This is a genomic window from Streptomyces sp. NPDC059785 (assembly GCF_042732375.1).
Taxonomy (GTDB): Bacteria; Actinomycetota; Actinomycetes; order Streptomycetales; family Streptomycetaceae; genus Streptomyces.
The window spans coordinates 21,877-45,396 of the sequence record NZ_JBHWHV010000068.1 but is presented as its reverse complement, the minus strand read 5'-3'; the positions used below and the strand labels follow the sequence as shown (position 1 = coordinate 45,396).

Below are 23,520 nucleotides of genomic sequence, written 5' to 3'. Positions count from 1 at the left end.
GGCCCGCCGCACCGGCCGAGCGAAGCCCGGGGCCGGCCCGCCGGGCACGAGGGGTCGGATGCCCGCCTCGCCGGCCCCGGACCCGGTGGACACCGGCCCGCCGTACCGGCCTTGGGCCCGGTGGACACCGGCCCGCCTCGCCGGTCCCGGAGCCGGTGGACGCCGGCCCGCCGCGTCGGTCGTGCGGGCGGCGAGGGCCCGCCGTACCGGCTCTGTTGAACAGGGGATGACCCTCCGGGCAGTCCGGTGTGGACGTGGGGCGGCGTGGGCGGGTGTGCCGCGCAACGCTCATGGGACGTTCCTCGGCCGGAAAGATCCACGTTGACGCGGCCACGTCCAACGCGAGGACAACACGGGGTATGCGTGTCGTCATCGTGACCGAGTCCTTTCCCCCCGATGTGAACGGCGTGGCCCACTGCGCGCTCCAGACCGCCCGGCACCTCGTCGAGCGCGGTCACGCTCCCCTCGTCGTCGCCCCCGCCTCCCCGAAAACCCCGGCCGCCGCCCCGTTCGAGGCGGGCGCGCCCGACGCGCCCTGTCCCGTCGTCCGCGTCCCCTCCCTCCCGCTCCCCGGCTACCCACAGGTGCGCGTCGCCCTCCCCAGCCGGCGCGTCGCCGCGGCCATCACCGAGCACCGCGCCGACATCGTCCACCTGGCCAGCCCCTTCGTCCTCGGCGTACGCGGCATGGCCGCCGCCGCCCGGCTCGGCATCCCCGCCGTCGCCGTCTACCAGACCGACCTCGCCGGATACGCCCGTACGTACATGGGCGCGGGCGAGGCCACCGCCTGGCGGCGGATCCGCTCCGTGCACGCCGCCGCCGACCGCACGCTCGCCCCCTCGGGCGCCGCCCTGCGCGACCTGGAGGAGCACGGCGTACCCCGGGTGCGGCTGTGGCCGCGCGGTGTCGACACCGTCCGGTTCCACCCCGCCCACCGGGACGAGGCGCTGCGCCGCTCGCTCGCTCCCGACGGCGAGCTGATCGTCGGCTACGTCGGCCGGCTCGCCCCGGAGAAGCAGGTCGAACTCCTCGCCGGGGTCGCCGGACTGAGCGGCGTACGGGTCGTGGTCGTGGGCGACGGGCCGAGCAGGCACACGCTCACCGAGGCGCTGCCCGGCGCCGTCCTCCTCGGCCGCCGCACCGGCGGCGACCTCGCCCGGATCTTCGCCTCCCTCGACGTCTTCGCGCACACCGGGCCCTTCGAGACCTTCTGCCAGACCGTGCAGGAGGCCATGGCCAGCGGCGTCCCGGTGGTCGCGCCCGCCGTCGGCGGACCGCTCGACCTGGTGGCGCACGGCCGCACCGGACTGCTCGTCCCGCCGCGCGACGCCGACGCCGTGCGCGACGCGGTGGGGTCCCTGGCCGGTGACCCCGCGCTGCGGGCGGCCTACGGAGCGGCGGGCCGCGCCACCGTCGAGGGCCGCACCTGGGCCGCCGTCGGTGACCAGCTCATCGACCACTACTCCGACGTTCTCAACACCCGGACGGCGGTGGCCGCATGAGCCTGCGGATCGTACGGCTCGCCAACTTCGTCGCACCCGCCTCGGGCGGTCTGCGCACCGCGCTGCGCGAACTGGGCGCCGGATACCGGGCGGCCGGGCACGAGCCCGTGCTGATCGTCCCCGGCGAGCGCGCGGACGACCGGGACACGGAGCAGGGACGGGTGATCACCCTGCCCGGACCGCTGCTCCCCGGCACGGGCGGCTACCGCGTGCTCACCGACAAACGGCGGGTGGCCCGGCTTCTGGAGTCGCTGCGGCCCGACCGCCTGGAGGTCTCCGATCGCACCACGCTGCGCTGGACCGGCGTCTGGGCGCGGCGCGCGAGGGTTCCGGCCGTGATGGTCTCCCACGAGACCGCCGACGGTGTGCTGCGCACCTGGGGACTGTCCGAGGGGATGGCCCGGCGCGCCGCAGACGCCCTCAACGTCCGTACGGCGCACACCTACGCGCGCGTGGTGTGCACCACGGAGTTCGCCGAGCGGGAGTTCGTGCGGATCGGCGCCCGCAACGTCGTACGGGCGCCGCTCGGGGTGGATCTCGTCGGCCGGCATCCCGCGCTGCGGGACCCGGGGACGCGGGCGCGCCACGCGCGCGTGGACGAGTCGCTGCTCGTGATGTGCTCCCGGCTGTCCGTGGAGAAACGGCCCGGCACGGCGCTCGACGCGCTGGCGGCGCTGCTGCGGCGCGGCGAGCGCGCGCGGCTCGTGGTGGCCGGTGACGGCCCGCTGCGCGGCCGGCTCGAAGCACGGGCCCGCGAGCGGAAGCTGCCGGTGACGTTCCTCGGGCACGTCGCCGACCGGGTCGAGCTGGGCGCCCTCCAGGCGTCGGCGGACCTCTGCCTGGCGCCCGGGCCCGTGGAGACCTTCGGACTCGCCGCCCTGGAGGCGATGGCCTGCGGCACGCCCGTGGTGGCCAGCGCGTCGTCGGCCCTCTCGGAGGTCATCGGGTCCGCGGGCGCCGTCGCGGCGGACGACGGCGAGGCGTTCGCCGACGCCGTACGGATGCTGCTGGCCCGCCCGCCGGGCGAGCGCAGGCACTCGGCACGCGCGCGTGCCGAGTGCTTCGGCTGGAAGACGGCCGTGGACGCGTTCCTCGCCGCGCACGACGCGGGGGCGGCGACGCCCCGGCCCGCGGTGCCGGAGGGCGTCGCATGAGACCGCTGCGCTTCGTCGCCCTCGGGGACTCGCTGACCGAGGGCGTGGGCGACCCCGCGGACGGGCGGCTGCGGGGCTGGGCGGCGCTGCTCGCCCGGGGCCTCGCGCCCGCGGACGCGCCCGTCGAGTTCACCAACCTCGCGGTCAGCGGGGCGCAGACGCGGGACGTGCTGGAACGCCAGACGCCCGCCGGGCTCGCGGCCGCTCCCGACCTCGTCTCCGTCGTCGTCGGGGTCAACGACACGCTGCGCTGCACCTTCGACATCCACGCCGTGGCCGCCCGGCTCGACACGGTGTACGCGGCGTTCCGGGCCCGGGGCGCCGTCCTGCTCACCGCCTGCCTGCCCGACCCCGGCGCGATGCTGGGCCTGCCGGGCGCGCTCGCCCGCCCGCTGGCCCGGCGGCAGCGGGCGGTGAACACCGTGGTGCACGCGCTGTCCGAGCGGTACGGGGCGGTGCATCTGCACGCGGCGGAAGGGGCCTGGCTCACCGACCGCGCCCTGTGGAGCGCGGACCGGCTGCACCCGGGGGAGCGGGGGCACCGGCAGCTGGCGGTCCGCTTCCACGCCCTGCTCGCCGGTACGGGCCTGGCGACCGGGCCCGTACCGGCGGCCGAACCCGAGTTCCCCGCGCCGTCCCGCTCGGCGGGCCTGTGGTGGCTGGCCACCGCGGGCACCGGCTGGGTCGCCCGGCGGTGCACCGACCTGCTGCCGCAACTGCTCACGCTGGCCGCCGGCGAGGTGCGCCACCGGGCCCGCGGCACCAGCGCGCGGCTCGACCTGCACGCCTCCCACGCCGTGGCGGCGGCACTGGCCGCCCTGTCGGTGGCGGAGCGGCCGGACGTGGCGTGAGGAGCCCGTCCGGTGCCGACGCCGGGGCGGCCCGGACCGGTTGGGGACCGACGGCGCACCACCCCCGTGCCGTGCGCCGGCGGTCCCGGAACGGTCCGGGCCGCGGTATCCGCGACCGGGCGCCGTGGGCCCGCCCGGTCAGGTCACCCGGTACTGCTCGTCGCGGGCGTCGGTGAGGAACATCTGGCCCGGCGCGTGGGTGATGGCGAACGGCGGGCGCGAGGCCATCACCGCGGCCTGGGGCGTGACCCCGCAGGCCCAGAACACCGGGATGTCGCCGGGTTCGGCGTACACCGCGTCGCCGAAGTCCGGGCGGGACAGGTCCTCGATGCCCAGCGAGGCCGGGGTCCCGCAGTGCAGCGGCCCGCCGTGCACCGCGGGCAGCAGGCTGGTCTCCCGGATCGCGACGGGCAGGTGGCGCGGCGGCACCGGCCGCATCGACACCACCACCGGGCCGTGCAGCCGCCCCGCCGGACGGCACTGCCGGTTGGTCACGTACATCGGGACGTTGCGGCCCTGCTCGATGTGGCGGATGGGCACGCCCGCCCCGGCCAGCGCCCATTCGAAGGTGAAGCTGCACCCGATCAGGAACGACACCAGGTCCCCGCGCCAGCGTCCGGTCACGTCGGTCGGCTCGGCCACCAGCTCGCCGTGCTCCCACACCCGGTAACGGGGCAGGTCGGTGCGCAGGTCGGCGCCCGGGGCGAGCGGCGTGGTCCAGGAGCCCGCCTCGGTCACGTCGAGGACCGGACAGGGCTTGGGGTTGCGCTGGCAGAACAGCAGCATCTCGTACGCCCAGTCGGCGGGTACGGAGATGAGGTTCGCCTGCGTGTGCCCCGCGGCGATCCCCGCGGTGGGTCCCGACAGGCCCGAGCGGAAGCGGGCGCGGGCCTCGGCGGGGGTCCACGCGCGCGCGTGGCCGTCGTCCGGGGGCGTGGTGCGGTTCTGCGTGCGGTCCTGCACGGCCTGGTGCGCGGCGTTCACTTGAGCTCCTTCCCACGGGTCTCGGGCAGCCCGAGAAGTGACAGTGCCGCCAGGGCGTAGCCGACCGCGCCGAAGACCAGCGCGCCGCCGACGCCCCAGCTGTCGGCCAGGAAGCCGACCAGGGTCGGGAAGACGGCGCCCACGGCCCGCCCCGTGTTGTACGTGAAGCCCTGCCCCGTACCCCGGACGGCCGTCGGGTACAGCTCGCTGAGGAACGAGCCGAACCCCGAGAAGATCGCCGACATGCAGAAGCCGAGCGGGAAACCGAGTATCAGGAGCAGGGTGTCGGCGCCGCTCGGGATGTTCGCGTACGTGAGGATGCCGGCGGCGGACAGGACGGCGAAGAGCAGGATGTTGCGCTTGCGGCCCAGCCGGTCGGTGAGGTAGCCGCCGGTCAGGTAACCGGCGAAGGCGCCCGAGATCAGGAACGTGAGATAGCCGCCGGTCCCGACCACCGACAGACCGCGCTCCGACTTCAGGTACGTCGGGACCCAGGTGGCCAGGGTGTAGTAGCCGCCCTGCACGCCGGTGGAGAGCAGTCCCGCGAAGAGCGTGGTGCGCAGCAGGCCGGGGGAGTCGGCGGTGCCGGGCCGGAAGATCGCCGCGAAGTTGCCCTTCTGCGGGTTCTCGCGGCGCCGGGCGGCCGCCTCCGGGGCGTCCTGCACCCGGCGGCGCACCCACACCACGAGCAGCGCGGGCAGGGCGCCGGTCCAGAACATCACCCGCCACGCGAGATCGTCGTCGAGGAACTCGAAGACCAGGGTGTAGACGACCACGGCCAGGCCCCAGCCGACGGCCCAGGAGCTCTGGATCGCGCCGAGCGTGCGGCCGCGGTCCCTGGGGCGCGCGTACTCGGCGACCAGGATCGCGCCGACCGCCCACTCGCCGCCGAAGCCGAGCCCCTGGAGGGCGCGGAAGACCAGCAGCGTCTCGTAGTTGGGCGCGAAGCCGCAGGCGACGGTGAAGACGGCGTACGTGGTCACGGTGATCAGCAGCGCCCTGACGCGTCCGATGCGGTCCGCGATCACGCCCGCGGCCGCGCCGCCGACCGCCGAGACGACCAGCGTCACCGTGGTGAACAGGCCGGTCTGGCCGCTGTCCAGGCCGAAGTAGGCCGCCAGCGCGACCATGCTCAGCGGCAGTGTGAAGTAGTCGTAGGAGTCCAGCGCGTAGCCGCCGAAGGCGCCGGCGAACGCGCGGCGGCCCTGCGGGCCGAGCGCCCGCAGCCAGCCGAACGGGCCGTCGGCCGGCGACGCGCTCCGGTCCCCGATACCGGTCTCGGTGCCGTCGGGCAGGGCCTGGGAAGGAGGGGTCGTACTCATGGGCACCTCGCAGTGAGGGACGGAGGGTGCTTGAGGACTGAGCCTTGCGGTGCGGTGCGGTGCGGTGCGACAGCGGTGCGGTGCAGAGCGGTGCGGTGCAGAGCGGTGCGGTGCGGTGCAGATGGGGCCGGGCCGTGGTGGCCGCCTTCCGTCAAGGTAGGGGATCGTTGAACGATCCTTCAATACCCGTGTTGTTTCGTTCTTGTATCTGCGGTTGAATTCCGCGCATGGCAGAGCTGACCGGACTGGCCGACGACCGCGCCCTGCTGGGCCGCACCAGCACCGCCGAGCGCGTCTCGGACATCCTCAGGAGCCGGATCGCCGAGGGGTACTTCCCGCCCGGCACCCGGCTGTCCGAGGACAGCATCGGCGGTGCCCTCGGGGTTTCCCGCAACACGCTGCGCGAGGCGTTCCGGCTGCTCACCCACGAGCGGCTGCTCGTGCACGAGCTCAACCGGGGCGTCTTCGTACGGGTGCTGACCATCGACGACGTCGAGGACATCTACCGGACCCGGAGCCTCGTCGAGTGCGCCGTCGTGCGAGGGCTCGGCGAGCCGCCGTTCGCCGTGGACGGTCTCGCCGGCGCGGTCGCGGAGGGGCAGCGGGCGGCGGACGGCGGCGACTGGAAGGGCGTCTCCACGGCCAACATCCACTTCCACCGGGAGCTGGTGGCGCTCGCCGGGAGCGCGCGCACCGACGAGCTGATGCGCAGCGTCTTCGCCGAACTGCGGCTGGCCTTCCACGTGGTGGCGTCCCCGCGCCGGCTCCACGAGCCGTACCTCGCCCGCAACCGGCAGATCCACAAGACCCTGGAAGCCGGCGAACGCGACGAGGCCGAACGCCTCCTCGCGACCTACCTCGCCGACTCCCTGGAGGGCCTGGTCGAGGTCTACGGCCGCCGTGTGGCAGACGCGGCCCAACGAACCGGCTGACGCCCACTGCGCCGCCCGCCGGGGTCCGGGTCCCCTCACCCACGGCCCGCCGCAGCGGCCGCCGCGATCCGGAGCCCTCGCCCGGCGGTCACCGTCCCGCCGGTCGCGATCCGGGCGCCCTGACGGGGCGGTTGCCGTGACGGCTGTCGCGGTCCGGGCCGCCCGTCCGGCGGTCACCGTCCCGCCGGTCGTGATCCGGGTGCCCTGACGGGGCGGTTGCCGTCGCGGCCGTCGCAGCTCGGGCCTCCTTGCCCGCTGGTCCCGGCTCGGGTGTCCTCGCCCGGCGGTTGCCGTGGCGGCTGTCGCGGTCCGGGCCGCCCGTCCGGCGGTTGCCGTTCCGCCGGTCGCGATCCGGGCGCCCTGACGGGGCGGTTGCCGTCGCGGCCGTCGCAGCCCAAGCCCCTCGCCCGGTCTTCGCCGTGGCGCCCGTCGCGGTCCGAAGCGCCTCGCCCACCGGGCGCCGTCCCGCCCGGCGCGGTTCGGGTGCCCGCCGACCGCCGCCCGCCGTCCCACCGGTCGCGACCCGGGCTCCTTGCCCCGCCGCCCGCCGCCCGCCGACCGCCGTCCCGTCCCGCACCGTCCGGGCCCCCGCCCCCCCGAGCCCCCGTAGCGGTCGGCGGGTGTTCGGGTCCCCTCGCCCGGCGGGCGTTTCGGCGTCGTTTCGACCGGTGTCAGACCTAGGACCTAGTCTGTGCACCGTGACTTCGCCTGCATCGACGGACAGCGTTCCGCCCCAGCTCAGCGCGGGGCCGCGCCCCGCACCGGGCCCGGCCGCCGACGAGGGCCTGGCGCGGCGGCTGCGCGCGCTCGCCTGCACGGCGCCGCTGCACGACCTGGACGCCCGCAAGGCCAATCTGGCCGGTGAGTACTCGGTGTACGGCATGGCCGAAGTGGCCCTCGCCGCCATCGACCTCGTCACGCTGAACATGGACTTCGACACGGGCGCCGACCACGACCAGATAGTGGCCCGCCTCCTCCCGCGCATCGCCGCCCAGGCTCCGCGCCGGCCGGTCGAGGAGCACGAGCGCGTGGCCCGCTGGGTCCTGGAGAACCTGATCAACGTCGGCAGCGTCGACCGCGGCTTCCGCGCCGTGTACGGCACCTTCGCCCCGGACGGTTCGTACGTGCGCCGGGACTACGACTTCAAGCTGATCGAGGAGGTCCCCGGCTACGGCGGCAGCGTCTACCTCCGTACCACCGACGAGGCGGTCAACGTCCTCGTCGGCGCCCTCGACACCGATGTCACCAGCGCGCAGATCGCCGCCGAGGTCAAGCTCGAGGTGCTGATCAGCCGCGGCCGGCTCGCCGACGCCCAGCTCGCCGCGGAGCAGGCCCGCTACCGGACCGTGCAGTACTCGGAGACGCTGCGCAAGGCGCTCGACGCGACCCGGCGCAACGTACGCGCGGTGGACTGGCTCCAGGCCGTCCCCGACATGATCGCGGAGGCGCTCGACCACGTCGCCGACCGCTACCGCCACGAGAACGCCATCCTCACCAACATCCGCAAGGCGCGCGACGAGTCCGAGGATCCTGAGCACAAGCGCCGCGCCGCCGAGCTGGTCGACATCGTCAAGGACTGCATCCGCCGTCACACCCAGCTCCAGTCCCGGCTCCTCGAAGCCGGCCCGCTCTTCCGCGCCGAGCAGGACCGGCAGGCCTTCGCCACCCCGATGACCACCTCCGGCATCGACCTGTACGGGCATCTCGTCGCCCCGGTCCTGCCGCTCCCCCTGGAGCAGGCGCTGCGTGTGACGGACGCCTTCTTCGCGCGCGGGACGGGCCTGCGCACGCCCGTGTCGGTGCGGGTCGGCGACCTCGTGGACCTCCTGCTGACCCCGCCGGTGGAGCGGGAGCACCTGGGCGCGGAGATGCCCGAGCCCGACCTGATCGCCACGCCGGACGACAGCCGCTTCAGCGAGGAGCAGCTCGCCGCCGCCATGAAGCTGCTCGACCTGCCCGCCGACGCGCCGCGCCGGCTGTCCGGGCTGCTCGCCGACGCCCGCCGCCGTGACACCGAACTGCCGTACCTGGTCGCCCTGCTGGCCGTGCACGCGGCCAGCCCGCCGGTCGGTACGGCCTACCGGCAGGGCGAGCAGAAGCTGCTGTTCGCGGTGGACGACGGCACGGAGCTGGACGACCAGGAGTTCGGCGGGGCGGACCTCATCGTGGGGACCGCGCTCCTGGACGCGGCGGGCATGGCGGCGGACCGGACGGAGGCCGCATGACACCGGACGGAGGCCGCATGAAACCCGACGCCGCGCAGCGCCGCACAGGGCGCGCCGACGGCCCGTACCGCGGCCGTCGGACCACCGACCACGCAGTGAACCCCCAGGCCGACGAGGAGCCGCAGCCGTGACCGAGCAGCACGTCGAACGGAGTGAACCGGAGGCCGGCCCGGCTCCGGCGAGCGCTCCCGTCACCCCCGCCGACGCCGCCGACGCGGCCCGGCTCGTCGCCTTCGGGCTCCAGCCCAAGCTCCAGCCGGCCCGCGACCAGGAGTACACGGAGCTGCTGCGCCGCTACCGCGAGGACCCGCCCTTCGCCCGGCTCGCGGACGCCGTCGCGGCCGGTCTCGGCCTGGTCGTCCTGGAGGTGTCCCCGCGCGCGGGGATGGCCGTCACCGCCGCCGAGGACTCCGTGTTCGCCGTCCGCATGGGCGACTACGCGCGGCGCACCTCCGCCGACTCCGGCGACCGCTTCCTGCACGGCCTCGCCCATCTCGCCGTCGCCGCCCTGGCGTTCCCGCGCCCCGAGGACCTCGCCGACGACGGCTACATCGGCCGCGTCTCGGTCAACGGCGTCGACGCGTTCGTCCGGCAGGCCTGCCGCCGCCTTGAGGAGCGCGCCGACGAACAGGGCGAGCTCACCGACCCGGCGACGGACGCCCCGGGCCTGGAGGCCGCCTGGCGGATCTGGGCGCGGCGCAGCTCCACCGGCGCCACCAAGGACGCCCGCAGACTCGCCGGTTCGACCACGGGCATCGTCGGCAAGGCCGTCGCCTTCCTCACCGACTCCGGTTTCCTCCAGCGCACCGGTGACGACGGCGGAGGCACGTACCGTACGACCGCTCGCTACCAGCTCCAGGTCAGAGACCTGGCGGGCACCGCGGCCATGGCCGAGCTGCTGGAGCTTGGCGTCGTCCCGGTCACCGACGGCACCGCGAGCCTGCTGCCCGCCGAGGACACCGACGACCTGGAGCTGGTCGCCGACGCGGGCCTGCCGTTCCACTCCTGAAGCACGACCGACCCCGCCCTCCCTCCTGAGAATCACGACGAGAGTCCGCCGCCATGTACGAGCTGTCCCGGGTCCGCCTCTACTCCATCGGGCCTGCCGGTGCGCGCTACGCCGACACCGTGCTGGACCTGCGGGGAGTCGGCGAGCCCGTGCCCGACCCCGCGCCCACCCAGGCGGAGTTCTTCGAGGAGGAGCCCATCGGGCCGCCGCGCCGCCCCGCGCCCGCCGGCGTCCTCTTCCTGGAGAACGGCGGCGGCAAGTCGGTCCTGCTCAAGCTGATCTTCTCGGTGATGCTCCCGGGCCACCGCAACACCCTCGGCGGCGCCAGCTCCGGCGTGCTGCGCAAGTTCCTGCTCGCCGACGACTGCGGGCACGTCGCCCTGGAGTGGCAGCACACCCTGACCGGCGAGTGCGTCGTGGTCGGCAAGGTGAGCGAGTGGCGCGGCCGTCAGGTCTCCAACGACCCGCGGAAGTTCGCCGAGGCGTGGTACTCGTTCCGGCCGGGCCCCGGACTGAGCCTGGACAACCTGCCCGTCGCCGAGGCCACCGCCGTGCGGCCGTCCGTCGAGGGCGTGTCCGGCGCCCAGGGCCGGCGCCGCACCATGAAGGGCTTCCGGGACGCGCTGACCGACGCGGGCAAGGCGTACCCGCACCTGGAGGTGCACTGGGAGGAGATCCACGACCGCTGGAACGAGCACCTGGGCGACCTCGGCCTGGACCCCGAACTCTTCCGCTACCAGCGCGAGATGAACGCCGACGAGGGCGAGGCGGCCGGTCTCTTCGCGGTCAAGAAGGACTCCGACTTCACCGACCTGCTGCTGCGCGCCGTCACCGACACCCGGGACACCGACGGGCTCGCCGACCTGGTCGGCGGCTTCGGCAACAAGCTGGGGCGGCGGGCCGAGCTGATCGCCGAGCGCGACTTCACGGCCGGTTCCGTGGATCTGCTCGGCCGGATCGTCGAGGCCGCCGAGGCACGCTCGCGCGCGCGGGACGTCCACGCGGGCGCCGAGCGCCGCACCCGCACCCTGGCCCGGCGGCTGTCCGCGCGGTCGGCCACCGAGCGCGGCCGGGTCGCCGACCTCGCGCGGCGCGTCACGGCCGCCGCGCACACCGTCACCGAGGCCGAGGGCACCCGCTCCCGCAGCGCCCTGATCGCGGCCGAACTGGCCTACCGGCACGCCTCCCTCGCGCTCGCCGGAGCGGAGAAGTCCGCCGCCGCCCAGAAGCGCGAGCTGGCCGACGCCCGCACCCTGCACGCCGCCTGGCAGGCCGCCGAGCTGGTGCTGCGCCACCGGGCCGCCGCCGACCGCTCCGCGCGCGTGGCCACCGCGATCCGCGAGGCCGAACGGGACGCCGCCCCCGCGCTCGCCGCCCGCGCCCGCGCCGCCGTGGACCTCGTACGGGCCCTGCACTCCGCCGCGGAGGGGGCCGAAGCGCTCGCCAACGAGGAGGAGGAGCGGTCCGGGGCGCTCCAGGAGACCGGCGAGGCCGCGCACCGCGACGCGACGGCCGCGGCCACCGAGGCGCAGCGCGCCCGCAGCGAGGCCGGGCACCTGCGCCAGCGGCTCGCCGAGGTCGAGCAGGAGACCGCCGAGGCGGTCCGGGCCGGCTGGCTCGACGACTCCGCCCCGGACGCCGACCCGGCGCGCGCCGCGCTCGCCGCGAGCGACGCGGAGAAGACGGCCGTCGCGGCGTGGGACATCGCGCGCGAGGCATCCCGGCGCGCCTCGGAGCACGCGCGCGAGGCGGCCTCCGCCGAGTCCCGCGCGGAGCTGACCGCGGCCCGCGCGGCGGACGCGGCGACGGCCGCCGAGCGCGCCTACGACGGAGAGCGGCGCACGGCACAGGCGCTCGCCGCCGAGGAACGGCTCGCGGAGCTGCTCAGCCTGCCGGGCGGTCCCGCGCGGGGTGCCGTCCCGCGCCCCCGGCGCGACGACACGGACGGCCGGGAGAGTCCGGGCGAGCGGCCGCTCACCGACGGGACCCCGCTCGGCCCCGAGGAGCTCGACCACTTCGCCGACGAGCTGCGCGAGCTGCTGGACGACGGGGTCGGCGCCGCCGAGCGCCAGCTCTTCGAACTGCGCACGGCCGCCGCCGACGACGCGCGGATCCTCGGCGCGCTCGGCGACGGGGGCCTGCTGCCGCCCGGACCCGACGTGCTGGCCACCGTCGAGTTCCTCGGCGAGCACGGCATCCCCGCCCTGCCCGGCTGGCGCTATCTCGCCCAGGCCGTGGACCCCGCCGACCACGCGCGCGTGCTCGCAGCCCGTCCCGAGCTGGTCGACGGCGTCGTCATCACCGACCCCGACACCCACGCGCGGGCCCGCGAAGCGCTCGGCGAGGCCGCGCTGCTGCCCCGGTCCGCCGTCGCCGTCGGCACGGCGGCGGCGCTGCTCGCCCCGACGCCCGCGGACGGCGACGGTCCGGGGGAGGTGTTCCTCGTACCGCCGAACCCGGCCATGCACGACGAGCACGCCGCGGACGAGGAGCGGCAGGCGCTGCGGACCCGTGCCGCGCGGCGGGACGAGGAGATCCGGGTGCTCGCGGCCCGCCTCGGCAAGGACCGCGAGCTGGCCGCACGGCTCGGGTCCTGGCGTACCGGCTGCCCGGCCGGGCGGCTCACCGAACTGGCTGCCGCCGCCCGGGACGCGCGGACGTTCGCCGAGGAGGCCGAGGCCGAGCTCGCTCAGGCGCGGACCGTCCGCGCCGAGGCCGACGAGACCGCGGCCGAGGCGGCGCTCGTACGGGACGAGCGGCAGGAGACCGCGCAGCGGGCCAGGCGCGCGGCCGACGCGCTGGCCGGACTCGCCTTCCGGCTGCGCGAGCGCGCCGGCTGGCAGGTGAAACTGCGTGAGCTGGCCGACGACGCCACGGAGTCGGAGGCCCGCGCCCAGTCTTGCCTGGAGAGGGCGAGGGCCGCCGACGAGGACCGCCGCGCCGCCCAGCGCGCCGCCGACGACGCCCGCCGCACCGCCCGCACCCTGCGCGCCGAGCGGGCGGAGATCGCGGGCGTGCCCGACGACCTGACCGAGGACGACGGGACGCCGGACGACTCCGCGCCCAGGTCCTCCCTCCCCGCGCTCCGCGAGGCCTACCGCGCCGCCTCCCAGGTCTACGAGAAGGTCGGCGTCGGCGCCGACCTGCGGGCCGAACAGGCGCGGGCCGAGAGCGACGAGAGCGCCACGCTGGCCGAGCTGAACCGGCTCAGCAACAAGGTCCGCACCCGCGCGGCCCAGTTGCTTCAGTCGCCCGACGGTTCCGACGGCCCCTCCCGGCAGGCCGCCGCGGCCCGCGCCGAGGAGCTGGTCCAGCTCCTGGAGACCCGGATGTCCACCGCGAGCGAGCAGCTCGGACGGCTGCGCGGCGAGGCCGAGCGGCACGCCCCCGAGGACGGCGAGGAGCACACCGCGCTGCCGGAGGAGCTGATCCCGCGCGACGCCGAGCACGCCCAGACGCTGCTGCGCGCCGCCACCGCCGAACTCACCGCGCACACCGAGGCGCTGAGCGCCGCCCGGGAGGCGCACGCCGAGCTGCTCGACACCCACCGGGCGGCGGAGGACGCGGCCGGCGGCTTCGACGAGACGGCCGCGCTGCTGCGGGACCTGCTGCGCGAGCACTCCGACGACGAGGCGGAGGAGCCCGAGCCGTACCCCGGGACGCTGGAGGAGGCACGGCACGCCGCCGCCGAGGCCCGGCGCTCACTGCGCGGCTGCGCCGCCGACCTGACCGCCGCGGAGGCCGCCGTCCGCGAGGCGAGCGACATCCTGGTCCGGCACGCCAACTCCACCCGCTACGAGCAGGTGCGCACCCCCGCGCGGCAGCAGATCCGCGAGCTGCCCGCGTCCGCGCTGCCGGAGCACGCGCGCAAGTGGGCGGACGCGTTCGCGCCCCGGCTGCGTGTTCTCACCGACGAGCTGGCGCAGCTGGAGCGCAACCGGGACTCGATCGTGGACCGGCTGCGCGGCCTGGTGGAGTCCTCCCTCGCCACCCTGCGTTCCGCGCAGCGGCTCTCCCGCCTGCCCGAGGGCCTGGGCGAGTGGTCGGGGCAGGAATTCCTGCGGATCCGGTTCGAGGAGCCCGACCAGGCCACGCTCACCGAGCGCCTGGGCGAGGTCGTCGACGAGGCCACCCGCGCCGCGGTGAAGAAGAACTCCGACCTCCGGCGCGACGGCATGTCCCTGCTGCTGCGCGGTGTCAGCGCGGCGCTCCAGCCCAAGGGCGTCGCCGTGGAGATCCTCAAGCCGGACGCCGTGCTGCGCGCCGAGCGCGTCCCCGTCGGGCAGATGGGCGACGTCTTCTCCGGCGGCCAGCTCCTCACCGCCGCCATCGCGCTGTACTGCACGATGGCCGCCCTGCGCAGCAACGACCGGGGACGCGACAAGCACCGCCACGCCGGCACGCTGTTCCTCGACAACCCCATCGGACGCGCCAACGCGACGTACCTGCTGGAGCTCCAGCGCGCCGTGTCCGACGCGCTGGGCGTGCAGCTGCTCTACACCACAGGGCTGTTCGACACGACCGCGCTCGCCGAGTTCCCGCTCGTCATCCGGCTGCGCAACGACGCCGACCTCCGCGCCGGGCTGAAGTACATCAGCGTGGAGGAGCATCTGCGGCCGGGGCTGCCACGCGAAAGTTCCGACGGGGAGTCCGGGCACAGCGAGATCACGGCGACGCGGATGTTCAGGAGACCGGCGCCCGCCGCGGGCTAGGCGTCATCCCTGTGCCCCGCCGAGCTGCCGTACGACCCACGCGTGGAAGATCCCGATGTGGTGCTCGGTGGGGACCAGGACACCGCCCTCGCGGTACGCCCGTGACGCCATCGCCGGCTGGGTGCGCTCGCAGGCGGCGAAGTCCTGGACGTTCACGCGGTGGAACAGTTCGGCCGACCTGGACACGTCCGCGCCGGACTCGACGACCTCCGGCGCGTACAGCCAGTCGCACTCCACGGTCGTACGGTCCTCGGCCAGCGGGAACATGCGGTGCAGGATCACATGGTCGGGGACGAGGTTGACGAAGACCGTCGGCTTCACCGTGACCGCGTAGTACCGGCGGTCCTGCTCGTCCGCGACGTCCGGCAGCCGTCCGAAGCCCTCGCCGCCGTCGACCGTGAACCCCTTGACGTCCGCCCCGAACGCGGCGCCGTGGCCCACGTAGTACTGGGCGGCGTACCCGTCCGCGAACTCCGGCAGCACCTCGGTGAGTTCGGGGTGGATCGTCGCGCAGTGGTAGCACTCCATGAAGTTCTCGACGATCAGCTTCCAGTTCGCCCGTACGTCGTAGGTGACGCGCTTGCCCAGGGCGAGCCGTTCGGCGCCGTAGTGCTCGATGGCCGCCGCGTCGCCGAGCCGTTCCACGGCCGCGCCGACCACCGTCTCCTCGAAGGACGGCGGCTCGTCGGCCAGACAGACCCAGGCGTAGCCCAGCCATTCCCGCAGTGCCACCTTGACCAGGCCGTACGCGGTCCGGTCCACGTCGGGCATCCGGACCAGGTTCGGCGCGGCGACGAGCCGGCCGTCGAGACCGTAGGTCCAGGCGTGGTACGGGCACTGGAGGCTGCGCCGCACCTCGCCCGCCTCCTCGGTGCACAGCCGGGCGCCGCGGTGGCGGCAGACGTTGAGGAAGGCGCGCAGCTCACCCGTGCGGTTCCGGACGACGAGCACGCTCTCGCGGCCGATCCGGACGGTGCGGAACGCGCCCGGCGAGGCCAGGTCCGCCGAGCGGACGGCGCACATCCACATCGCCTCGAAGAGCCGTTCCTGCTCCCGCCGGAAGATCTCCGGGTCGGTGTAGTAACGGCCGGGGAGGGTGGCGATCAGGCTGGGGGAGACCGGGTTCGCGGGGGCGGGGATCGTCGGCACGGCGTACTCCTCAGGCGGGCGCGGCGGTGCGGCGGTGGGGGGCGAACAGGCCGATCGGGTGCGCGGTGGTGCCGGTGGTCGCCAGATCGGCGAGGATCTCGCCGACGACCGGCACGAACTTGAAGCCGTGCCCGGAGAACCCGCAGGCCACGGTCACGTTCCCGGGGTGCGCGGGGTGCCGGGCGATCACGAAGTGCTCGTCGGGGGTGTTGGAGTACATGCAGGTGGCGGCCTTGAGGAAGGTGCCGGGCAGGTCGGGGATGTGGCGGGACATGTGCGCGGCCACGTCCCGTACCTCGTTCTCGTGCACCGTGCGGTCGATGGTCTCGGGGGTGCACTCGGCGCCCTTGCGGAAGAAGGCGACCTTCGCGCCGAGGTCCGGCCCGTCGATCGCCGGGAAGCCGTACACCTGGACCCCGGCCGGGTCCTCCCAGATGTAGACGGGATGGCGGTCGGGCACGAAGGGCGCGGTCCCGCCCCTGGGCCGGAACCAGTACATGACCTGCCGCTCTATGGTGAACGGCACACCGAGGTCGGCGAGCAGCCGCGGCGCCCACGCGCCGGGGCAGATCACCAACTGGCCCGCCGTGCAGGTGTGCCCGGCGGTGTGCACCCGCACCCCGCCCCGGTACGGCTCCCAGCGGGTCACGGGCTCCTGGAAGCGCAGCTCGGCGCCCTGCCGGCCGGCGAGCTGGAGATGGGCGGCGACGGTGTTCTCCGGGCGGACCAGACCCGCCCTGGCCTCGTACAGCGCGACCTCGTCGGCCTCCGGGGCGAGGGTCGGGAAGCGGCGGCGGATCTCCCGCGCGTCCAGCATCTCGTGCGGCAGGTCCCACTGGCGGGCCGACAGCAGCGACCCGGACACCGTCCGCGAGCCGGGCCGCCCGACCATCACCCCGCCGCACAGCACGGCGATCTCCCGGCCCGTCGCCCGCTCCAGCTCCTCGTACAGCTCGTAGGAGCGCAGCAGCAGCGGTACGTACGCGGGGTCCTCGAAGTAGGACTGGCGGGTGATGCGCGAACCGCCGTGGCTGGAGCCGCGGTCGTGCACCGGGCCGAACCTCTCCAGGCCGAGCACGCGGACGCCGCGCGCGGACAGGTGGTGGGCGGCGGCGCTGCCCATGCCGCCGAGCCCGATGACTATCACGTCGTACGTGGGGGACACGGTGCCTCCTTCGTCGCCCGCTCCGGCGCCGGCCGTCGCCCGGTCCGGCGTGAGCCGTCGCCCGGTACGGCGTCAGCGGCGGATGCGGGTCATCTTCGGATCGAACAGCGGTTCCTCGGCGACCGTCGCGGGGAGCCGGTCACCGAAGTACGCGATGTGCACGCCGGTGCCGGCCGGAAGCGGCGGCAGCCAGGCGTACGCGACACAGCGGCCGAGCGTGTAGCCGTAGGACGCGCTGGTGACGTAGCCGTCCGCGGCACCGCCGCCTACGGACACGGGCTCCTTGCCGAGGACCACGGCCGCCGGATCGTCCAGGAGGAGCGGGGTCAGCTTGCGTTCCGGCACGGCGGAGGGGTCGAGGGCGGACCGCCCGACGAACTCGTGGTCCATCCGCACCGCGAAGCCCAGGCCCGCCTCGTACGGGTCGTGCTCGTCGGTCATGTCCACGCCCCAGGCGCGGTAGCCCTTCTCCAGCCGCAGGCTGTTGAAGGCCGACCGCCCCGCCGCGATCACGCCGTGCGCCCGGCCCGCCTCCCACAGCGTGTCCCAGAGCCGCAGCCCCAAGTCGGCCGTCGTGTACAGCTCCCAGCCCAGTTCGCCGACGTACGACACCCGCAGCGCCGTCACCGGTACATGTCCGACGTACGCCCGCTTCGCCCGGAAGTAGCCGAAGCCCTCGTGCGAGAAGTCCTCATGGGTCAGCGGCTGGACCAGGTCGCGGGCCAGCGGTCCCCAGACCCCGACGCAGCAGGTGCCCGCGGTGACGTCCCTGATCGTCACGCCGCCGGGGGCGTGGGCCAGCAGCCAGTCCAGGTCGGCGGGGGAGTTGGCGCCGAGCTGGAAGTGGTCGGGGCCGAGCCGTGCCACGGTCAGATCGGAGCGGATGCCGCCCGCCTCGTCCAGGAGCAGCGTGTACGTCACCGCACCCGGCCTCTTGCGCAGGTTGTTGGTGGTCATGCGGTCCAGGAAGCCGAGCGCGCCGGGACCGGTGACCTCCAGCCTGCGCAGCGGGGTCATGTCGTAGAGCGCGACCCGCTCCCGGGCCGCCTTCGCCTCCGCGGCCGCCACGGGCGACCAGTAGCGGGCCGACCAGGCGTCGCGCGCGGGCACGTCGAGCCCTTCGGCGAGCGGGGCGTTCGCCTCGTACCAGTGCGGGCGCTCCCAGCCGCCGCCCTCCAGGAAGTACGCGCCGAGCTCCCGCTGACGGGCGTGGAAGGGGCTGACGCGCAGGGGCCGCGGCTGTTCCATCGGCTGGAGCGGGTGCAGTACGTCGTACACCTCGACGAACTGCCGGGCGCCGCGCTCCGCCACGTACGACGGCGACCGCTGGGCGTCCTCGAACCGCGTGAGGTCGCATTCGTGCAGGTCCACGGAGGCGCGCCCGTGCACCATCCACTCGGCCACCGCCTTGGCGGCACCCGCCGAGTGGGTCACCCAGACCGCCTCGGCCAGCCAGAAGCCGCGCAGCGCACGCGAGGGACCGAGCACCGGCATGCCGTCCGGGGTGAACGAGAAGACGCCGTTGAATCCCTCCTCGATCTCCGTCGCCCGCAGCGCGGGCAGCAGCCGGCGGCAGTCCTCCCAGCTCGGCGCCCAGTCCGCCGCGGTGAACGGGTACGAGGACGGCATCTCCCTGCCGCCCGCCCGCGCCTCGTCGTAGCCGGGGACCGCGAACGGGTCGACGGGCAGCGGCCGGTGGGCGTAACTGCCGATGCCGATGCGGTCGTGGTGCTCGCGGAAGTACAGGTCACGGTCCTGGAACCGCAGGACGGGCCTGACGGCCTCCTCGGCCGCTCCGGCGAGCTCCGGCAGCGGCCGCGTCCTGGCGTACTGGTGCGCCAGCGGCTGCAACGGTACGTCGACCCCGGCCATCCGCCCGACGACGGGGCCCCAGAAGCCCGCCGCGGAGACGACGTGGTCGGCCGGGAAGACACCGCGGTCGGTGACGACGCCGGTGACCCGGCCGTCCGCCCGCTCGATGCCGGTGACCGTGTGGCGGTCCAGGACACGGGCGCCGCGGCCGCGGGCGCGTTCCAACTGGGCCCGGGCCGCAGGCACGGCGCGGGCCAGACCGTCGTCGGGAGTGTGGAAGCCGCCGAGGACGGCCGACGTATCGAGCAGCGGCCAGAGTTCCTTGCACCGGGCCGCGCTCACCACCTCGCCGCGCACACCCCAGGCGGCGGCGTACCCGGCTCTGCGGTGCAGCTCGGCCAGCCGCTCGGGCGTGGTCGCCAGCTCCAGACCGCCGACCGGCCGGAAGCACGGGACACCGTCCTCCCGCAGGGAGTCGAACTTCTCCACCGTGTAGCGGGCGAAGGCCGTGAGCGTCCTGGACGGGTTGGTCTGGAACACCAGGCCCGGCGCGTGCGAGGTGGAGCCGCCCGGTGCGGGCAGGGGGCCCTGTTCGAGGACGGTGACGTCGGTCCAGCCGCGTGCGGTCAGCTCGTCGGCGAGCGCGCAGCCGACGATGCCCGCGCCGATGACGACGACCTGGGGGCCACTGGGGCGGGGTGCGGGCGCGGGCGGGAGGCTTTCGGGCGTGCGGGACATGGTCCTCCTTGCGGGGGCGGGAGGAGCGCGATCGCTGTTGCGCAGGACACGATGAGTTGCGCGATGGGAGACGGTGGAGACCGTGAGGGCCATAGTGGGAACGCGGTCGTGCGGCGTCAAGAGGGGCGGCTCGACATCCGGCCGGGCCAGGGCCGAAGGCGTGGCGCGGGGCGTGGCGGGGGAGTGGCAGGGGGCGTGGCGGGGCGCGGGCTCCGTCCGCATTCCGTCCGTCGGCGCATCCGCCACGATGCACAGGTGCGCCGACGGCGGGGCTGCCCCGACCTGAGTCCCCCAGGGGGCTGGAAGCCGTAGGCCACGGGGGCGCGAAGTCGTAGAAAACGGGGGCGCGAAGGGCGTAGGCCAGAGAGGGGTAGAAGCCGTAGGTCCAAGGGGGATCTGAGCGCCTTGGGCCCCAGGGGGCTAAAAGCCGTACCCCATCCGGCGCGACAGCTCCGCCGCCGCGGCCATCGTGCGCTCCGCCAGCTCCGGCACCCGCTCAGGACCCAGCCGGTACACGGGCCCGGAGACGCTGATCGCGCCGATCACCTTGCCGTCGTGGGCCCGTACCGGCGCCGCCACCGCCGTGAGCCCCAGCTCCAGTTCCTCCAGAGTGACCCCGTAGCCCTGCTCGACCACCGCCTCCAGCTCGCGGCGGAGCGCCGAGGCGCCGGTGATCGTGCGCTCCGTGAACCGCGGCAGCGAGCGGGCCAGCAGGCCCTCGCGCAGCGTGGGCGGCAGATGGGCGAGGAGCACCTTGCCGCTGGAGGTCGCGTGCAGCGGGGTGCGTCTGCCCAGCCAGTTCTGGGCGGTCACCGACGCCGTGCCGCGCGCCTGCATGATGTTGACCGCCGCGTCGTCGTCGCGGACCGCGATGTTCGCCGTCTCGCCCAGGTCGTCGGCGAGTTCGCGGCAGACCGGCACGCCCTCCTGCGAGATGTCGAGGCGCACGGCCGCCGCCCCGGCCAGCCGCAGCACGCCGGCGCCGAGGTAGTACTTGCCGCGGTCCTGCGCCTGCGTGACCAGCCCCCGGTTCTCCAGCACCCCGAGCAGCCGGAAGGCCGTGGACTTGTGCACGTCCAGTTCCTCGGCGATCTCGGTGACGCCCGCCTCGCCGTGCCGGGCCAGGATCTCCAGCACGCTCACCGCCCGGTCCACCGACTGCACGGCGCTGCCCGCGCCCCGGCCGCTCCGCCGGTCCGGCGTCCGGCCGGCCTCCTCGGCACCCTCGGTGTCCTCGGCCTGCTGCTGCGTGCGGGTCATGGCTCGATCCTCACCACCTGGCGGCCCCTGCCCGGACCGCATCGGCGGGAAGCCCTTGACGTGACGGGATCCCCGCGCGGATTCTGTTGCGCACAGCACTCCCTCGTGCGCCATACGAAACATCATTGTTACCGAAGCGTCCGGTCCCGGAAAGGGGCCCGACCGCCTGGACCACAAGGTCCCGGACAGCGTGTCCGAGACCGGGAGGGGGGCACCATGATTCCCGTCTGCCGCCTCGCCGACCTGCCCGAGGGCGAGTCCGTCCGCCTCGACACCACCCCGCCCGTCGCCGTCTTCCACACCGGCGGAGAGCTGTATGCGATCGACGACACCTGCACGCACCAGGACGCCTCCCTCTCCGAGGGCTGGCTGGAGGGCTGCCTCGTCGAATGCCCGCTGCACGCCGCCGCGTTCGACCTGCGCACCGGACAGCCGGCCTGCCTGCCCGCCCGCCGCCCCGTACGCACGCACCGCGTCACCGTCGACGACGGCATCGTCCACGTCCACCTGACGGCGGAAGAAGGGACCGCCGCATGAGGGGAGCCCGGCCCCGGACCGCCGCACGGCACGGGCGGTGCGCCCCATGAGAACCGTGACGGTCGTCGGAGCCTCGCTCTCCGGGCTGTACGCGGCCCGCGAACTGCGCGCCCAGGGGTTCGACGGACGGCTGGTCGTCGTCGGCGAGGAGTCCCACGGCCCCTACGACCGCCCGCCGTTGTCGAAGGATTTCCTCCTGGGCGGGACCCCCGAGGAACGGCTGACCCTCACCGACCCCGGGGAGACGGCGGACCTGGACGCCGAGTGGCTGCTCGGCGTACGCGCCCACGGCCTCGACGCCCGCGGACGCGCCGTCCTGCCCGACGGCGGCCGTACGGTCCCCACCGACGGCGTCGTCATCGCTACCGGCGCGACCGCCCGCCGGCTTCCCGGCCCCCGCCTCACCGGCGTGCACACCCTGCGCACCCTCGACGACGCCCGTGCCCTGCGCGCCGAACTCGCCCTGGGCACGCGTCGCGTGGTCGTCATCGGCGGCGGCTTCATCGGCGCCGAGACCGCCTCGTCCTGCGCGGCCCTCGGCCATGACGTCACCGTGGTCGAGGCCGCCGCGCTGCCGCTCGTACCGCAGCTCGGCCCCGCCATGGCGGCCGTCTGCGCCGCGCTGCACCGCCGCGGCGGCGTCCGCCTGCTCACCGGCACGGGCGTCACCGAACTGCACGGGACGGCAGACAGGAACTGCAACGGGACGGACAACGAGACGGGCAACGGGACGAGGGACAACACGTACGCGGCCGGGCGGGGCGTCACCGGTGTGGAGCTCTCCGACGGCCGGATCCTGCCCGCCGACACCGTCATCGTGGGCATCGGTGCCGTGCCCGCAACCGGCTGGCTCGCGGGCTCGCCCCTCGCGCTGCACGACGGCGTCCTGTGCGACTACGGGTGCGTCACGGCGCTGCCTCAGGTGGTCGCCGTCGGAGACGTCGCCCGGGTCGGCGGCGACAGGACCGAGCACTGGACCTCGGCCACCGAGCAACCCCGCGTCGCCGTACGCAATCTGCTCGCCGGCCGCACACGGGACAGCTTCCGGTCGGTGCCCTGCTTCTGGTCCGACCAGTACGGGTCCCGCGTCCAGTTCGCCGGACGGTACCGGGAGGGCGACGCCGTGCGTGTCGTGGAGGGCGCCGTGGAGGACGGCGCGCCCGGAGCGGACGGTCTCCTGGCCCGGTACGAGCGGGACGGCCGGACGACAGCGGTGCTTTCGATCGACCGTCCCCGCCCGTTCACGCGGGCCCGCCGGACGCTGACGTCCGACGCCGACGACGCCTCCCCGGTGCGGTCGGCAGCGGTGCGCTGAGCGAGGGTCTCCCCCCACCGTGTTCAAGCAGGGGTGACGACAGGCCCTAGGGGTGGGACAACTGCCCGGCCCCGCCCCGCCGGTGTATTCGCCTGCGGGCCCGCTCCGCCGCCCGGGCCTGACGCCGGGCGATGCGCCGCTCGCGCCGCAGGGCCCTGGCCGTGCTGCTGGGCGCGGAGACCACGCCATGGCGCTGGTTCCACACCTGGCGGGTGACCCAGACGTCCAGGACGCCCCAGGTCGCGGCGACCGTGAAGGCGACGCTGCTCAGCACCATCGGGAAGGCGAGCCAGGACCCGGCCAGGGTGCACAGGAACGCCACCACCGCCTGAATGAGGGTCACGGCGACTATCAGCACCGCCCGGACGGCCGCCGTGCGCACCGGATCAGGCAGGCGCCGCCTGCGCGCGGGCTCCTCCACCCACAACGGCCTGCGGTACCCCTGCTCCTGGTCCTCCTCGGTCTCCTGCTCGGCTTCCGGTCCGTGCCCCTGAACGTTCTCCCGATCCGGTCCCCCCGTCCCCCGCAACCCCGCCACAGGCGTCGCAACGCCGCCTTCGAGCGACTCAGGCCGCTCCGCCGTGCCCATCAACTTGTCACTTCCCATCGCCAGAGGACCGCGTGCCCCGGCCCTTCAAGACTCCCGCTCCCCATGTGGGTGCCCGGCTTGCGTTGTTTTACGCGACCTGAGAGCGGCGTGCGGCGCGTGTGGCCGGTTCCGCTCTCGCTTCCCGTACAGAAAGACGAACGAAGCCCCCCGAAGATTCCCGGTGAGCGAAGAAAACCGGCCAACAGCCCGGGTGTGCCGTCCGGTTCCGTGACCTGTCCCTTGTGAAATAAGGGGAGACAATCT

At 74.9% G+C, this 23,520-nt stretch carries 16 protein-coding genes; 9 read left to right on the top strand and 7 right to left on the bottom strand.

Annotated elements, in window-relative coordinates; translation table 11 throughout:
- Positions 1-359 precede the first annotated feature (359 nt).
- From ACFV6E_RS36035 to ACFV6E_RS36025, 3 genes are read left to right on the top strand one after another with little or no spacing between them, the layout of a single operon-like run.
- Positions 360-1,502 (top strand): glycosyltransferase family 4 protein, encoded by a 1,143-nt coding sequence (locus ACFV6E_RS36035; protein WP_385171699.1) that lies wholly within the window; start codon positions 360-362, stop codon positions 1,500-1,502.
- Complete coding sequence (locus tag ACFV6E_RS36030) at positions 1,499-2,656, top strand: glycosyltransferase (RefSeq protein WP_385467461.1); 1,158 nt, start codon at positions 1,499-1,501, stop codon at positions 2,654-2,656. The genes ACFV6E_RS36035 and ACFV6E_RS36030 overlap by 4 nt, the downstream gene beginning before the upstream one ends.
- Positions 2,653-3,507 carry an SGNH/GDSL hydrolase family protein gene (locus tag ACFV6E_RS36025; protein ID WP_385171695.1) on the top strand — a complete coding sequence of 285 codons (855 nt, stop codon included), beginning with the start codon at positions 2,653-2,655 and terminating at the stop codon, positions 3,505-3,507. The genes ACFV6E_RS36030 and ACFV6E_RS36025 overlap by 4 nt, the downstream gene beginning before the upstream one ends.
- A gap of 138 nt (positions 3,508-3,645) precedes the next feature.
- Here ACFV6E_RS36025 and ACFV6E_RS36020 read toward each other — a convergent pair whose 3' ends face one another.
- Both ACFV6E_RS36020 and ACFV6E_RS36015 read right to left on the bottom strand, forming a co-directional pair.
- Positions 3,646-4,470, bottom strand: coding sequence for a putative hydro-lyase (locus ACFV6E_RS36020; RefSeq protein ID WP_385171723.1), 825 nt, complete (start codon positions 4,468-4,470; stop codon positions 3,646-3,648).
- A gap of 17 nt (positions 4,471-4,487) precedes the next feature.
- Positions 4,488-5,813 carry an MFS transporter gene (locus ACFV6E_RS36015; RefSeq protein ID WP_385467458.1) on the bottom strand — a complete coding sequence of 442 codons (1,326 nt, stop codon included), beginning with the start codon at positions 5,811-5,813 and terminating at the stop codon, positions 4,488-4,490.
- A 227-nt stretch (positions 5,814-6,040) separates the two neighbouring features.
- Between ACFV6E_RS36015 and ACFV6E_RS36010 the strand changes: the two genes are divergently transcribed.
- The 4 genes from ACFV6E_RS36010 to ACFV6E_RS35995 all read left to right on the top strand — a co-directional run bounded on the left by ACFV6E_RS36010 (position 6,041) and on the right by ACFV6E_RS35995 (position 14,691).
- Complete coding sequence (locus tag ACFV6E_RS36010; RefSeq protein ID WP_385467456.1) at positions 6,041-6,745, top strand: GntR family transcriptional regulator; 705 nt, start codon at positions 6,041-6,043, stop codon at positions 6,743-6,745.
- 698 nt (positions 6,746-7,443) lie between these two features.
- Positions 7,444-8,970 (top strand): hypothetical protein, encoded by a 1,527-nt coding sequence (locus ACFV6E_RS36005; protein ID WP_385171686.1) that lies wholly within the window; start codon positions 7,444-7,446, stop codon positions 8,968-8,970.
- A gap of 127 nt (positions 8,971-9,097) precedes the next feature.
- The gene (locus ACFV6E_RS36000; RefSeq protein ID WP_385467453.1) at positions 9,098-9,979 is read left to right on the top strand and encodes a hypothetical protein; all 882 of its coding nucleotides are present in this window, start codon (positions 9,098-9,100) and stop codon (positions 9,977-9,979) included.
- Between the two features lie 53 nt (positions 9,980-10,032).
- Entirely contained in the window at positions 10,033-14,691 is a 4,659-nt protein-coding gene (locus ACFV6E_RS35995; protein WP_385467450.1) for a hypothetical protein, read from the top strand.
- 3 nt (positions 14,692-14,694) lie between these two features.
- Here the strand turns inward: ACFV6E_RS35995 and ACFV6E_RS35990 are convergent, their stop codons facing one another.
- The 4 genes from ACFV6E_RS35990 to ACFV6E_RS35975 form a co-directional block, all read right to left on the bottom strand.
- Positions 14,695-15,840, bottom strand: coding sequence for an aromatic ring-hydroxylating dioxygenase subunit alpha (locus tag ACFV6E_RS35990; RefSeq protein ID WP_385467448.1), 1,146 nt, complete (start codon positions 15,838-15,840; stop codon positions 14,695-14,697).
- 10 nt (positions 15,841-15,850) lie between these two features.
- Positions 15,851-17,005 (bottom strand): N-methyl-L-tryptophan oxidase, encoded by a 1,155-nt coding sequence (solA, locus tag ACFV6E_RS35985; RefSeq protein WP_385467445.1) that lies wholly within the window; start codon positions 17,003-17,005, stop codon positions 15,851-15,853.
- 72 nt (positions 17,006-17,077) lie between these two features.
- Positions 17,078-19,555 carry an FAD-dependent oxidoreductase gene (locus ACFV6E_RS35980; RefSeq protein WP_385467443.1) on the bottom strand — a complete coding sequence of 826 codons (2,478 nt, stop codon included), beginning with the start codon at positions 19,553-19,555 and terminating at the stop codon, positions 17,078-17,080.
- A 420-nt stretch (positions 19,556-19,975) separates the two neighbouring features.
- Positions 19,976-20,815 (bottom strand): IclR family transcriptional regulator, encoded by an 840-nt coding sequence (locus tag ACFV6E_RS35975; RefSeq protein ID WP_385170809.1) that lies wholly within the window; start codon positions 20,813-20,815, stop codon positions 19,976-19,978.
- 216 nt (positions 20,816-21,031) lie between these two features.
- On the opposite strand from ACFV6E_RS35975, the gene ACFV6E_RS35970 reads away from it, so the two are divergent.
- On the top strand, positions 21,032-21,352 hold the full coding sequence (locus ACFV6E_RS35970; protein ID WP_385170812.1) for a bifunctional 3-phenylpropionate/cinnamic acid dioxygenase ferredoxin subunit: 321 nt from the start codon (positions 21,032-21,034) through the stop codon (positions 21,350-21,352).
- Between the two features lie 46 nt (positions 21,353-21,398).
- Positions 21,399-22,667 (top strand): NAD(P)/FAD-dependent oxidoreductase, encoded by a 1,269-nt coding sequence (locus ACFV6E_RS35965; protein ID WP_385467440.1) that lies wholly within the window; start codon positions 21,399-21,401, stop codon positions 22,665-22,667.
- 46 nt (positions 22,668-22,713) lie between these two features.
- Here ACFV6E_RS35965 and ACFV6E_RS35960 read toward each other — a convergent pair whose 3' ends face one another.
- Positions 22,714-23,256 carry a hypothetical protein gene (locus ACFV6E_RS35960; protein ID WP_385467472.1) on the bottom strand — a complete coding sequence of 181 codons (543 nt, stop codon included), beginning with the start codon at positions 23,254-23,256 and terminating at the stop codon, positions 22,714-22,716.
- Positions 23,257-23,520 lie beyond the last annotated feature (264 nt).